7 protein-coding genes are annotated in these 13,873 nt (G+C 54.7%); 2 read left to right on the top strand and 5 right to left on the bottom strand.

Features of this window, described 5'->3' with window-relative positions; all coding sequences use genetic code 11:
• Window positions 1-48: 48 nt before the first annotated feature.
• On the top strand, window positions 49-1,398 hold the full coding sequence (locus tag AAGJ81_06850; GenBank protein MEM0965848.1) for a Gfo/Idh/MocA family oxidoreductase: 1,350 nt from the start codon (window positions 49-51) through the stop codon (window positions 1,396-1,398).
• A gap of 67 nt (window positions 1,399-1,465) precedes the next feature.
• On the opposite strand, the gene AAGJ81_06845 is transcribed toward AAGJ81_06850, so the two are convergent.
• Window positions 1,466-2,974, bottom strand: a complete 1,509-nt coding sequence (locus AAGJ81_06845) for an arylsulfatase (GenBank protein MEM0965847.1) — start codon at window positions 2,972-2,974, stop codon at window positions 1,466-1,468.
• Window positions 2,975-3,333: 359 nt separating this feature from the next.
• Between AAGJ81_06845 and AAGJ81_06840 the strand changes: the two genes are divergently transcribed.
• Window positions 3,334-4,125 (top strand): PEP-CTERM sorting domain-containing protein, encoded by a 792-nt coding sequence (locus AAGJ81_06840; protein ID MEM0965846.1) that lies wholly within the window; start codon window positions 3,334-3,336, stop codon window positions 4,123-4,125.
• Window positions 4,126-4,682: 557 nt separating this feature from the next.
• Here the strand turns inward: AAGJ81_06840 and AAGJ81_06835 are convergent.
• From AAGJ81_06835 to AAGJ81_06820, 4 genes are read right to left on the bottom strand one after another with little or no spacing between them, the layout of a single operon-like run.
• Entirely contained in the window at window positions 4,683-7,919 is a 3,237-nt protein-coding gene (locus AAGJ81_06835) for a hypothetical protein (protein ID MEM0965845.1), read from the bottom strand.
• Window positions 7,900-11,115 carry a DUF5107 domain-containing protein gene (locus tag AAGJ81_06830; GenBank protein ID MEM0965844.1) on the bottom strand — a complete coding sequence of 1,072 codons (3,216 nt, stop codon included), beginning with the start codon at window positions 11,113-11,115 and terminating at the stop codon, window positions 7,900-7,902. Before AAGJ81_06830 ends, AAGJ81_06835 begins: the two co-directional genes overlap by 20 nt.
• Complete coding sequence (locus AAGJ81_06825; protein ID MEM0965843.1) at window positions 11,112-12,683, bottom strand: sulfatase-like hydrolase/transferase; 1,572 nt, start codon at window positions 12,681-12,683, stop codon at window positions 11,112-11,114. Before AAGJ81_06825 ends, AAGJ81_06830 begins: the two co-directional genes overlap by 4 nt.
• 21 nt (window positions 12,684-12,704) lie before the next feature.
• Window positions 12,705-13,871, bottom strand: a complete 1,167-nt coding sequence (locus tag AAGJ81_06820) for a glycoside hydrolase family 88 protein (protein MEM0965842.1) — start codon at window positions 13,869-13,871, stop codon at window positions 12,705-12,707.
• Between the last annotated feature and the right edge of the window lie 2 nt (window positions 13,872-13,873).

Raw genomic sequence — 13,873 nt, 5'->3', positions numbered from 1 at the left:
TTTCCTCTGCCTTTAGTGAAGCTATGTTCAATCCCAAAACTAACTCCTATGATCTCTAGAAGAAGATTTATCCAAAGTTCGTTGGCCAGTGCGCTGGTCGCACCCAATCTAATCGCATCATCCCTTGATGGTCCAAGAAAGCTACGGATCGCCGCGATTGGTGTTGGTAACCAAGGGTTTCGGAATATCAAAGGCATGCAAAGCGAGGACATGGTTGCCTTGTGTGACGTAGATTCCGGTTTTCTCGCCAAAGGCTCCCAAATGTTCCCAGAGGCGAAGACTTTTCAGGATTTCCGGATCATGCTCCGTGAGCTGCGGGGAGAAATCGACGCTGTTGCCATCAGCACACCGGACCACACTCATTTCCCGGCCGCCATCATGGCCTTGGGCATGGGTAAGCATGTCTTTCTCGAAAAGCCCATGGCCCATAGCGTCGCCGAGGTGAGGATGTTGATGGCCGAGGCGGAGAACAATGGTGTGGTCACTCAGATGGGCAATCAAGGACATGCTTTCGAGGGTACCCGACTCATTCGGGAGTGGTATGAGGCCGGATTGATTGGTGAGGTGCGGGAGGTCGCTGCTTGGACGAATCGCCCGGTCAATGGCGTAGGATTTATTTCCGAACAAATGGAGTATGCCGCTCCCTCACCTGTTCCGGGCAGTCTCGATTGGGACCTTTGGGTGGGGCCGGTCACGGATGCCCCGGAATTTTCAAAAGGTATGTATGCCCCGCGTGACTGGCGCGGATGGTGGAAGTTTGGAATGGGAGGTCTTGGCGATATTGGTTGCCACACCTTGGACTCACCTTTCTGGGCCCTTGACTTGGAGATTCCTCATAAAGTTGAAGTGGAGGTAGAGCACGTAAATCCAATTTTCACCCCTCCTGGTTCGGTGGTTAAGTTTCATTGCAGACAGAGGGGAACCGGGGAAGTGGTTCCGGTCAGTTGGTATGAAGGTCCAAGGATGCCCGCAAAACCCGGTTTTTTTGGAGAGGACGAGCTCGATAAACGCGGTGGTCTTATGATCGTCGGAAGCGAAGGCATTATTTACCACCCGAGCTTGCGTCCGAATAGTCCTCGTCTTTATCCCAAGTTGCTTTGGAGGGATTTCCGGAAGAACCCTTCGCTCCGCCCGGAAAAGAAATACCCTCGGATCAAGGGAGGTCACATTCAGGAATGGATTCGTGCCTGCAAAGGAGAAGGTCCGACCCCCGGATCCAGTTTTGACTACGCAGGGCAGCTATCCGAGATGATTGTGTTGGGAACCTTGGCAATTCGCACCGGACAAGATATCGACTATGATGCCGAAGAAATGAAGATCACAAATAATCCTGAAGCCGATGCGCTTCTAAGGACCGAAGCCCGACCTGGATTTCGCACCCAAGACTTGGTCGGATAGGAGAGGATAGAGAGTTTTGTGTCTATCGGATACCCGCGGTGTTTCGGTTCCTCTAGACCACCAAAGCCTATTGGGCATGTGGCGCGGATGATTCTCCATCGAGATACTCCTTGAGTAAAGCGGCCATCTCCTTGGCTTTTTCCTGATAGGTCTCATAGAGATTGTTTTGCTGCCCGATATCTTCCTTCAAGTTGTAAAGAAGTCTGCTGGTCTTCTCCCTTTTCTGTAGGCCCCGCTCATCCAAGAACCAGTCGGGCTCTCCGCCTTTGGGAGCGGCTTTGTGAGTGTTGATATAGAGCCAGTCTCCTTTGCGGATTGCGTAGGTGTGCCGGTAGGTGTTTTGGACGGTCGCTTCACGCAATGGTTGGGGGTAGGGCTCACCTAGCAAAACGGGGAGCAGGTTGTGGCTATCGACCGCCTCTTTTGGGCTCAGTTCGTAGCCGATGATGTCGGCAAATGTTGCCGCGAGATCGATTTGGCTGACAGTCTCGTCCGAAACACTTCCGGGAACCGTGTGTCCGGGCCAACGAATCAGAAATGGCACCCGGTGGCCTCCTTCCCAGAGATCGCGTTTCAAGCCGCGCAGGGGTCCGCTGCTCCAATGCCCGCATTCCTTGGCCCGGTCGTAGGCGTAAAGCTCGGGGCCGTTATCGGACGAGAAAAAAACCAAGGTATTTTCGGCGAAGCCGTTTTCATCCAGAGAGTCGAGAACGCGTCCGATCATCGCATCGGTTTCGTAAACGAAATCTCCATAGGGGCCCGCTTCCGATTTCCCCCGGAAATCCGTATTTGGGATGATTGGTGCGTGGGGGGAGGGTAGGGAAAAATAAAGAAAGAAAGGCTGGTCTTCATTTTGTTGGGCGATCCACTCGACGGCTTTGTCGGTAATCGTCGGCAAGACCTCGTAGGGATCCCAGCCGTCGACCATCGGACCATCCCGGAACTCCCATTTGCCTTCCGGGATTGGCGCGAACGTTGCGGTGTCCATGAGAACAGTCGGGGCACCGACAACGCGATCGTTTTCGATGTAGCAGTAGGGCGGAAAATTGATGGTGCCATCGCCAAAGTAATAGTCGAAGCCACGATCCAAGGGACCTCCTGAGATCGGCCGGGTCCAATCGATGTCCGCCGGCTGGATCGCTTTCAAGTTTTTCGGAAGCTTACCCTTGGAATCCGGGACCATGGAAGCTTTCCAGTTCCAACCCAGATGCCACTTGCCGATGGCCGCCGTACGATAGCCCATGGATTGAAACATCTTCGCCAAGGTAAAGTCGCCGGACCTGAAAACCGGAGGACCGAAGGAATCCACGATCCGGTGGAATCGTCGCCAATGGTACTGTCCCGTGAGTAATGCAAAGCGGCTCGGCGTACAAATTCCTGAGGAACTGTGCCCGTCGGTGAAGCGCATTCCCTCCGAGGCCAGTTGGTCGAGGTGCGGCGTGGGTATTTTGGAACCGGGATTGTTTGCCCCCAAGTCCCCGTAACCCATGTCATCCGCGTAGATGATGACGACATTCGGCAGCTCGACAGCATGAGTAAGAGAAAGACCGCAAAGGAAAAGGAGAGCAGTCTTCAATGGAGAAAAAAAGCTTCTCAAAGATCTTGGCTGTAGTAGCGCAACTAAATAGAAGGAACTATCCAGGGTTTCAGAGAAGACCTGTTTTTCTATTTCAGGACCAGTTCGCACGAACCGTTTGCAGTAAAAGACTCTCACCGGTTGAGTGGCTACGATCAGCCCTTTTTAGTTTTCTAAAAATGCGCATGGCGGATGTCTGTTAGTTTTCTGGCATTCTGTGTCGTGTGAAGCACGAAAATACTATCCACATGTATAGGTGAGGTCCTGGGCGCAGTTTACTATTATGTCTGCGTCGTTTACAAAGGTCCTTCTTTGTTGATTATCTATAACAAGTACCCTCTAAAAGATACTTTAGAACAATGAAAAATCCCCTTCTCTCGATTACCGCTCCGCTTGTTGGTTTCGCACTTGGCCTTCAAGGCCAGATTTACTTCGAAGACTTTTCCACCCCGCCTACCTTGGTTTCTGGTGGTGACGGTACAATCTTTTACACAACTGGGCCCCAGACGCCAACTTTTTCATTGGGCGAGTGGTCAGGTTCCTCATTGGCGACTTGGGAGGTTTCCGGGGGCGTTATGGACGTCGCTCTCCCATCATCATTTGGTTCGCGGTCGAGGGGCATGGGTATTCTCGTAGCATCCCCAACAGTAAACACAACAGATACCTACAGGGTCACTTTTGATGTCACCAATTTTTCAAACCCGAATGCAGTAGATGGCGACGGTATCCAGTTTAATTATTACGAGTTTTCCAACGTTGACGATGCAGTAGTAGATAGCCCATACTACATAGCGATTGATCAGTCTCAGAACAGCTCAATCCAAGTTCCCCAAACCATCATAACACGAGATCTTTCGGACGACTCAAACGTAGGCTTTGCGACCAACAAGATCGGTGAGATTTCGGTTACAGGAGATGGAACGTTCAGTGAAGACTTTCAGTTCACTTTCGAGGGGAATGGCTCGACATACTTCTATCTGAATTGGACTCTCTTCTCAACGTCATCGGAGTCGGTTAGCACTCAGGGCCCGTCATTTACCTTGGACAACGTAAGCGTAACTGTGGTTCCAGAGCCGGGCTCTGCTGGTTTGGTAGTCGGGTTATCCTCGTTTGCTGGTCTAATTCTTCTCCGTCGTCGTCGCAGGTCCTAAAGCTTGAACTGGGTTGGTTTCCCTACAGCGCGGATCTGAGTCTGAGAGCTGTCGCGAGTGCGGGATAAGATCTGTGGTTTCGAGTTGTGGGGGCTGACCTAAACTGCTTGCGCACTACCCATAGGGTTGAAGTAGTGGCGGCAGGGTAACCGTTGTCCCCGTTCCAAAACTAGCAAAAGTAGACATATCTTTCTCTAACGGGGAGGTTCAAACTAGGTTGGGCACTCGCGGCGAAAAGTTGACCTTCGAGTGTCTTTGCAGATGACTTTCGATGGAATGTCCTCGACCCTGCACCACCTCGCTGAAAACAGGATATCGACGACAGGCAGATGGGTCTCTGGCTCAGAGAAAGAGTAGATAGACATTGTTCTCGATGTCTGTGAATTTTTCCTCGAAGTCCTTCTGGTCTCTTTAGGATCCCTTCTGGGTCCGTCGGTCGCTTTGAGTAGTCGGTCTTGCCCGGCCTTCGACAAGGCTTCTGCGGGTAGGCTGATCGATACCACGCTCGTATCCACTGTTTTTCTTCTAAAACTAGTATCATTCGTGGCGGCTTCGCCCTACATGATGATAAAGATCACGTCCATCTCACCAAACTTGATGGAATTGCCGTGTATACCCTTAATGTTGATTTTTAAGTAGCGCCCACTGCTTTCTCTACTGAAGCCAATTTTGTTGTCTCTGCTAATCGCATCCGACGGTAGGCTAAGCGAGCTGCAATCATTGAAGGCATGATCCTTGAGCGTGACTCGTCTCAGGTTTTCAAGATCGTTGCCGTGGAAGACTTCCAGTTCCTTGATATTCGTTCGGGAGATGAGAATACCCTGGAGAGTGCGGTTTTTCCCAAGGTCAAAGATGATGTAGTCTTCCTTGCCCGTGAACTTGCCATTCCATCCCGTAGCGTTGTCGCCATCAATAGCCTGGCTACCACTTTTCTTCCATGCGTGGCTTACTTCTTCGACTGATGCTCCCAAGTTGAGCATAGTTGACGTGTTACTGGCATACTCGATGGCATCGGAAAGATCTCTGAGGGAAATTTTCACTTCCGGTTTGAAGGCGTCGCCGTTCATGTAGTCCAAGACGGAAGAGAGGAGCTGCTTAGCGGCAGGGTCTTTCTTCTGAAGTTCGGGAAGGTCCGCCATACAGACGAGGAGTTTGCCCGGACCGACCTTGTATTCGAAGATGAAGCCCAGCCGCCGGTTGCGGTTCCAGTCGTCGATGGGTTGGACGATCATCCCGCCGTCGGGGAGATTCTCCATCGCCAGCCCATACGAGGCGTTGAAGATGTTTTCCCAATTCCAAGTGCTGTGGTTTTCGGTCGGGAAGCGGTCAAAGATCGGGTGCTTGTCGTCAATCAAGGTCCCGAGGGTCACCCGGTCGTTGTTGTGGGAAAAGAGGAATCGATTCCAATAGACGGGTTGGAAGCTCATCTTGGGATGGGCAAGACTGTAGTCGTCCGGGATGAAGAGGACCGATTCGCCTCTTTGCAGTGCGTTCGCTAGTGCGTCATCGACTTTATGGGCGACGACCACTTTGCCGTAGTCGATCTCCGGATCATCCTCGCAGACGAGAAAATCCCAGTGGTTCTCCACGTTCGAGCCTTCGAGGCGCAAGGTCAAGGTATAGTTGGCAGGAGCGGGTAAATCCGCGAGTGGAATGGAGAGGTTGCCGACCGCATTCCGGCCACTCTTCAAACCAACGTTTTCGAAGCTCCCCGAAACCAAAACCGTTCCCCCGTGATCCGCGATCTCCCAGAGAAGGGTTTGATCGGTCAATTCCTCTTCACCGAAATATGCGTGGATAACCGGTGCCTCCAGAATATCCGAATTGCGATAAATGTAAGAGGACATCCTGGCCAAAGGGACACTCCAATTCCAGAATCTCTGGAACTGTTCTTTCGTAAAATACCCTTTCTCGTCGAGAAAAGCGTCCAGATAGCCGACCAGGGCGGTGCCTTGCCCGGAGAAGTCGGAGATCCCGAGGAGCTGGGTGCCGGCGATTCCTTCGGAGGCGAGGGCGGCTTCGCAGTCTTCCTTGTAGCAGAGCATCTGCAATTTGCCCGATGCGTAGAGGAAATCCTTCCACTGGGGGAGGACGCCGTTTTCCTCGGCTTGTTCGAGAAAGATCTCGAAGTTCTTGGGTTTGAGCGGACCCGTATACTTCACCATTTCGTCGAAGTTTGGGTAGGCGCACCATTGACCTGGCTCATGTTGGATAAAGGGCTTTTTGTGGTTCGGCTTATAGCCGCGCCCCTTCCATCCGGACGGTCCGCGCGGTTGGGTGGTGCAGATGAACTCGTCGTGCTCGGACTGGATGGTGTTGGCCGAAGCGGTATGGAGCATGCGCGAATCGTATGCCTTCATCTCCTTTGTCAGATCCGAGAGAAAGGAGGCGTTCGGTTCGCCGCGCCACGGCTCGTTGCCATGGGTAAAGAAACAGAAGGAAGGATGGTTTCCGTATTCGTCGATGATGCGCTTGCCCTCGTCGGATACCCAAGTCCCGAAAGCGGGATTGCTCGGATCGCCCCAGATGTGAATCTCGGGCATCAGATACATCCCCAACTCGTCGCCCGCTTCGAATGCGGCCTTTGGGGGGCACCAGGAGTGGAAGCGAACGTGGTTGATCCCGGAGGCCCTCATCTTGCCGAGATGCTCGAGCCAGCTCTCCTTGTCGGTCGGCGGGTATCCGGTCAACGGGAAGATACAGCAGTCCAAGGTGCCGCGCATAAAGGTCTCCCTTCCGTTGATTAAGATCTTGGTGCCCGAGGCCACGATATTGCGGATGCCGAGCCGTTCAACGTCGGTCTCGATACCCCAGTCTGATCGAAGTTGCACCTGGATCTCATGCAAAGCCGGGTTGAATTCGCTCCAAAGCTCGGCATCGGAAGGGAACTGGTATTGCGTTTCGTAGAGATTCTGTCCCTCGTCAGTTTCCAGCCACTCATAATTATCGCCTACCTTGACCGCAACGCGTTGCTCTGAGCCCGAATCATTCTGGATCAGGATAGCAACATCCGCCGTACGCGTGCGGTAGTCGGTGGCGATTTTGACGTTTTCGATAAAGACGGGATTGCGCCAGGAAAGGTTGATTTCGCCAATAATCCCGTTCCAAGCCCCTTGTGTTTCATCGGAGACGCTATGAGCGCGGGGGCCAACGGGCAGTAGCAAGGTATTGTTCACCTTGACGACGAGGTTGTGTTCGCCGGGTTCGAGGTCTCTTCCAAGATTGTAGACATGAGGCACGCCGAGCGAATCGTTGGTCCCGATTTCCCGGCCATCGAACCAGACCGTGGAGGACCAGTGAGGGCGTTCCATTGTCAGGATCAGATCCTTGTCGGCAGGTCGATCCTCTTCAATGGTTATCGTTTTCTGATACCAGGCATCGCCAATGAAACGGCGTTCCGGTTGGAGGAAAAACGGCACCTTAATGTTTCCCGGTTGCCGGTATTTCTCATAACGGTCCGTGAACCAAAGGTGGTAGCCGGAAACCCCCATCCACTCGGTGTCTACAGTGACCGGGCTTCCGAAACCCGCGTTTTGCAGGGCGTCGGGCAAATCGATCTTGTCGGCAAAAGGGCCCTCATCAAACCATTCTTCCTTTTCACCAATGGGTTTCTTCTCGTCGTCGAGCCTGACCGTCCAGGCACCGAAAAGTTCGGCGCCTCCTTCGCCGACGCTCACGATTGCGTCTCCGGTAGCCACCGGAGGAACGTAGGGCGGGGCATATTCGGGGCGTTCGAAAGCGGAGGCCGACAAGCAGATGCCGGCCAGACAGAGGTTAAGAACAAACTTTTTCATAAGACAGCTTCTCCAGTTCTTGGTCGGCCAAGTCGATCAGCCGGTTCATTTCCTTTTTACGCGTTTGATCCAGATCTTCCTCGAAAACCAAAAGAAGGGGTAGCGAGGTTGCGAAATAGTCGATCCGGGCGGGCTCGCGGAGCTTTTCTTCCGCGAAGGATTTTAACCCGGTAAACAGGTCACGGGCTTTCCCGGTGTCCCCCAATTCGAGGAGGGAGAGGCCGCGAAAATAGGATAATTCCGAATGCTCGGTTACGGCCATGGCTTCGAAGTCACCCTTTTCGCAGGCACTTTCCTGGAAGTGTTCCTGCGCTTCTTCTTCGCGAGCCAGCATCCGCAGGGCTTTGCCCTTCCAGTAGTTTACGTCCGCCTTAGACTGCAACAGGTGGTAGGCTTCGCCAAGGCTTTGCGGGGCCTCCATGGCACTTTCGAAATGCTCCAATGCTTTCGAACCGTTTCTCTCTTCGAGTGCCAGTTGGCCGAGAAGCAAATGGGCGCGGGTAAACTGCTTGAGGACTTTCCCTTCGCCGCCTTCCCAAGGATGGAAACGACGGTTCGCAATCAGCTCCAAGGCTTTGCCTGGTGTTCCGGTATCGTTGTACAGGGTGGCCAGGGCCACCGAACAGTCGTCGCGCAGCTCGACCAGTTCGGGGCGGCTCAAAAGGGCCGACAGTCGATCAACGGGCGGGTCTCCCAATTTTTCCCGGAGTTGATCGAACTCCGCGAAGATCCTGGCGTCGTTTGGATCGAGTTCGAGGGCTTTCTGGTAAGCCGCGCGTGCCGTCTCGCCGTCGGAACGGACGTTCCAGTAGGCGATCCCCAGGTTACGCTTGGCGGAGGCAAAGGGCGGAACGGCTTCCCAGGCTTGGATCGCGTCTTCGTGACGCTTGCGGTCGTAATAGTAGTTGCCTAACCCATACGCGGCGTTTCCATCTTTTCCTTCTTGGCCCATGGCCCATTCCAAAACGATCTGGTCGTGGATCCGGGAGGGAAAGAGATAGTCGGGGTCGAGTGCCTGGGCTTCGGAGAGAAGACCCGCTTCTTGCCGCAACCAAGCCAAGGCGTAGTGGGTGAGCTGAGACGTAGCGAGGGGATTGGGCACGGCGACGGGCGCTACTTCATTGGCGTGGTGCAGTTCGAGAAGGGCGATCGCCTTGTCCGCGAATCCGGCGTCGGCGTAATCGTAAACCAGATCAAGGACGGTTTGCGCGTCGTTGCGGCTCTTCTCGAGAAAGCCGTCGATGTCGTCCAGTTCGTAGCGCGTCCAGTGATCGAGCGGGTCGACTGCGAGGAGCTCTTTCAAGCCCGTCTGCCAGTCAGCGCCGATCTCCCGCAAAGCCATCGCGCGGAGAACCTGTGTTTTGTTGCTCTGGCGGTTGGTGTCGAGGGAGGCCTCGCAATGCTCCAGGGCTTTTCTCCAGTTCCTTTTCCGGCAATCGAGGGCCGCGAGTTCATAGTAGGCAGCGGCCCGCCACTCGTAGTTCCAAGTCGCCTTGTAGAAAAGGGCGTAGGCTTCGGCGAAACTTTCCTGAAAGCGGCGGACGAGTCCGAGAAAGTAATGGGCCTCGCCTGTGCAGGAGTTCGGATGCCGTTGAGTCAGGCGTTCAATCGCTTTTTCGAGCAGGATTCCCGCTTCTCCGAGCAATCCTTGGTTCAGCTTGCTGCGTCCGTAGGCGAGGTTCGCGCGGGCGTCCATCGGATCGCGCCGGAGGATTTCATCCCAGTAGAGTTCGGGGTAGCGGGTTGGGTGGCGGTATTGTTCGAGGTGCTCCGCGGTGAGGAAGAGTTCGTCGGTGGTTTTGATCTCCGCGGGCATGGGCGGTTCGGTTGCGACGGCGCGATTCCGCTCCAGCTTTGCGGTGCTGATCGGGCGATAGGAAAGGTAGTTCTCGATGCGGAGTTCGAGCGATTCTGGATCATCGCCCTCCAATTTGAGGTCTTGTCGCTGCCAAGGGTGTTCCGGCGATAGGTCCACCCGCTCATCCATCAGGACCTTGTCCCCGTCCGTGAGGAGAATGCGAGCGCCCTCGATCCTTCGGGAAGCGACGGCACCCAGATCGAGGGCGCGGTCTTCGTTGACGACGAGCCGTAGGGCTGCGTCTTCCGTCGCGTTCTGGACCGGGCCGATCTTTTGGTAGGGCCACCAGAACTGGGTAAAGGTCTTGGTCTCGTAGGGCAGGAGATAAGTGAAGTCGGGCTGATTGTCGGTATAGACCCCGGCCATTAATTCGACATAGGGGGCGGGGCGTCCGGTCGGGCCGACGCGGTCGGTCAATTCCCGGTCCCAGGCCCAGCCGAATTCATGATTGCCCCAGGTCCATTGCTTCTTGCCCGGTGCGATATGCCTGTTGGCGACGTGGATGAAGCCCCCTTCGGCATCATAATCATAACCACCGAAAAAGTTGAAAGAAGTATCGCAGACCATGTAGCTGGTAGGAACCTCGATGTTTTTGTAGCGACTCAGGTCATTGGCTCCGTTCCTCTCGGCGTAATCAACGCCGTAGTAGGTGTTGTTGGCGATTGGGAAGGAACTTTGGGCGCGAACGGCATGGTCGGCCACGTAGTGAACATCCGGCGGGAAAAAGCTCTGGAAGTGGTCATGCACCTCGGCGGCCACGTTAGCCCACCAGAGAAAGGTCCGGGTAAAGGGAGTCCGGTTGTAGAGCCGCACTTTCAGCTCGACGAGGGAGCTATCGGGACGAAGGCATACGCCGTGCATGCCCTTCAATCGGTTGAGCGGATCGTGCTCGGACATCCAGACGGTTTTCGAGCCGTCTTTCTTTTCTTCGATATGGGTATCGATGGGCAGGTAGGTGCCCGGACGGTGGTGTTGGGGCCAGTTGAACTCGACCCCGCCGGAAATCCAAGGACCAGCGAGACCGACGAGCGCCGGCTTGATTTCATCCTGCCGGTAGAAAAAGTCGTAGTCTCGATTGACCTTGTCTTGGCCGAGAAAGATCCTTCCCCCGATCTCAGGAAGCATGACGAGGCGGACGAAGTCGTTTTCCAAGCGAACCGAGTCGTACTCTTGCGGCTCCGGTGTGTCGTAGACCTTGTCAATGAAGGGAACCGGGTAGACCTTGCCGCAAGAACCTTGGTAAACCCGCTTCTCGAAGAAGAGCGGATTCTTCTCCGGCTTCCCCAGACCGTATGTGGGAAGTGTTAGTGGTTCCCGTTTTACTTCGAGTCGGCTCATTTTACGTTCTTGGAGTTTATGGGGTCGGCCATTTCGCCAGCCCAGGTGGCTTGTAATTGTAGTAATTCTTTCGTGACGTCGGGATACTCTTCGGCGAGGTTGGTGGTTTCGCCGATGTCGTTCTTCAAATTGTAGAGAAGAAGGCCACTTGGATACTGGACGGGTTCTCCCCGCACGACATCTCCATTGGGAAGTTGCTTGAATCCGCCGCGCTGCCAGCCTACGTCGTTCGCCAGTTTCCAATCTCCTTTGCGGAGAACCCAAGAGTCGCGGTTTTTCGCCCACGCGAGCCATTCGTGCTGCTGGTCAGTTTCGCCCGCGAGAACCGGGAGGAGGGTTTTTCCGTCGAGGTTGGCGGGAACGGGAAGGTCGGCGAGTGCAAGCACGGTGGGGAAGATATCCATGGTGGAAACAATGGCTTGCCCGTTTACGTATCCTTCGGGGAGGGTTCCGGGCATGCTGACGATCATGGGAACCCGAATACCGCCCTCGCCAAACATGAATTTGTAGCCGCGCAGGGGAGAATTGTTTGCGTAGGTATTGATCGTCCCTCCGTTGTCCGAGACGAAGAAGATTACCGTGTTTTCCCTTTGTCCGGTTTCATCCAAGGCTTCGAGAATTCGTGTGATGCTATGGTCGAGAGCGAGCAGGTTGGCGAGGTAACAGCGACGGCCTTCTACGTCGACCTCTCCCATGTGACCCCACCGTCTGTGAAACACTTCATTCGTTTCCGTGGACGGTTCCCAGTACGGATAACCCCATTGGGGTGCATCACGATCCCAAGGCACATAGCGGGCACCGGTTTTCTCCGCCCAGGATTCTTCCACCACGTAAGTCGGTTGGTGAACAGCATTGTAGGCGATGTGGAGATAAAAAGGTTTTCCGTCTTTGTTCTCGTGAATGAAATCCACCGCTTCGTCAGTAAAGATTTTGGTTGTAAACGAATTCTCGTAGGAAACTCTTTCTGCGTCCTCCCTCTTGGTCCCCCTGGTATCGGCCTTCACCAAAGGGCCGAGTATCTGGGCGCCGAATCCCGCAAATTCCTCGCGAGATTTATAGGCATCCACATCTTTCTGGCTTAACCGGATGTAGTCCCAGGTGTGGTGCATGAACCCGAGAAAACGGTCAAAGCCGTGCTCGGTGGGAAACTCCTTTGCTCCGCCGTTGAGATGGGTCTTTCCGAGCTTTACCGTCAGGTAGCCGTTGTCGTGCAGTTCTTCAGGGAGGGTTCTTTCTCCGCTGGGGAGTCCACCCTCGCCGTACCAGTAATTCCCCCAGCGCTGCTGGTAACGGCCAGTGATCAGTCCGGCCCTGGAAGGACTGCAAATGGGTGAAGTGCCGTAAGCGTTTTGAAAATAGGTTCCGGTTGCCGCCAGCTCGTCAAAGCCGGGGGTGCCAAAGCTTTTCACGTCTTCGGGAGCGTCCGGTAAGAAGGCCATGTCCGCGTAGCCGAGATCATCGACTATGATGATGATGGCATTCGGTTTCGGATCGGCAAAGGCCGTGGTGAAGACCGCGACAGTGGCGAGAAGGATGGAGGTGATTTTAGACGATGCGAAGGCACTCATGGATGGTTGTGGTTTCAAGTTTTATTCGGATTGGATCATGCAGTAGACTTCCGCTCCCGCGGCGACGAAAGCACCGGTCGCATAGATTTCGGTGTGACCGGGGTCGCTTGCGCCGGGGGCCGCTCCTACGCCCTGCACGTAGCCGGGCATGCCTTCCTCGTTCACGCAGTCGACCATAGCCTTCCACCCGTCGAGGATGACGGGCTCGTAAGTCTCGTGGTCGAGGAGCCCCTCGTTGACTCCCCAAGCCAAGCCGAAGACGAAGAAGGCCGTGCCACTGATTTCCTTGATCGGATAGTCGGCCTCGTTTCCGAGCATCCCCATCGACCAGGTGCCATCGCTTCGCTGGGTCCGTTTCAGCGCGAGCGACATCTCCTGGAACAAGTCGATGTAAAACTGGCGACCCTCCCAGTCCGGCGGCAGGTCGGGGATTAGGAACACCAGTCCTCCGTAAACCCAGCCGTTGCCGCGAGCCCAGAACTCTTGGGCACCGTTCTTTTCACGGTTCTTCATGAACTTCCCGCCCCGGTAAAAAAGCCCTTCCTCTGGGTTGTAAAGCCGGGAGTGGGAGAGGTGGTATTGACGATCCATGTAGTAAAGGTACTTCTCTTCTTCCGTGACGCGCGCCAACCGTGCCCAAGTGGCCGGTCCCATGAACAAGGCGTCGCACCAGAACCACGCCCGCTTTTGGCTTTCCTCGGGGTCTTCGAGGATGGCATCGAAACGTGATTGCAAGTCGGCGATCATAACCGGATCGCCGTATTCCTCGTATAAGTCGAGGTAAAGCTGCCCCATGGCGTGGTCGTCGGCGTGCTCAATTCCCTTGGGATTCCAGCGGAGTTTCCAATCGACTCCTTCACTCAGGGCTTTGAGCCACTCCATATAGCCCGGTTCGTCGATGGTTTCGGCGAAATGGAAGAGTCCCAAGTGGAAGGTCGCGGAGGTCCAATCGTTGTCGTCGTATTTCTTGGTGCGCCGCCACTTCTGGTGTTCGAGACCGAGGGGAAGGGCTCGGTATCTGGCCATGTCGATATAAGTTTCGATTTGCCAATCAGCTACCTTGCGCGTGACCGCTTCGACCTCGGACGGGTACGGTTTCTCCGGCCCTTGCCCATGTGCCGCAGCCATGCCGACCAAGGCGGTAACGGCGAAAGCAAGAATGGATTTTTGAAATAGGATTCGCATCATTC

The sequence above is a fragment of the Verrucomicrobiota bacterium genome, from assembly GCA_038744685.1.
Classification (GTDB): Bacteria; Verrucomicrobiota; Verrucomicrobiia; order Opitutales; family Puniceicoccaceae; genus Puniceicoccus.
Note: the sequence above shows the minus strand (reverse complement) of the source record. Positions and strands in the feature narration are given on the sequence as shown.

What these genes read in the sequence shown, in the direction of transcription:
- AAGJ81_06850 (MEM0965848.1), top strand. Translation starts at nt 49, where the DNA reads ATGATCTCTAGAAGAAGATTTATCCAAAGTTCGTTGGCCAGTGCGCTG.
- AAGJ81_06840 (MEM0965846.1), top strand. Translation starts at nt 3,334, where the DNA reads ATGAAAAATCCCCTTCTCTCGATTACCGCTCCGCTTGTTGGTTTCGCA.
- AAGJ81_06835 (MEM0965845.1), bottom strand. Translation starts at nt 7,919, where the DNA reads ATGAAAAAGTTTGTTCTTAACCTCTGTCTGGCCGGCATCTGCTTGTCG.
- AAGJ81_06830 (MEM0965844.1), bottom strand. Translation starts at nt 11,115, where the DNA reads ATGAGCCGACTCGAAGTAAAACGGGAACCACTAACACTTCCCACATAC.
- AAGJ81_06825 (MEM0965843.1), bottom strand. Translation starts at nt 12,683, where the DNA reads ATGAGTGCCTTCGCATCGTCTAAAATCACCTCCATCCTTCTCGCCACT.
- AAGJ81_06820 (MEM0965842.1), bottom strand. Translation starts at nt 13,871, where the DNA reads ATGATGCGAATCCTATTTCAAAAATCCATTCTTGCTTTCGCCGTTACC.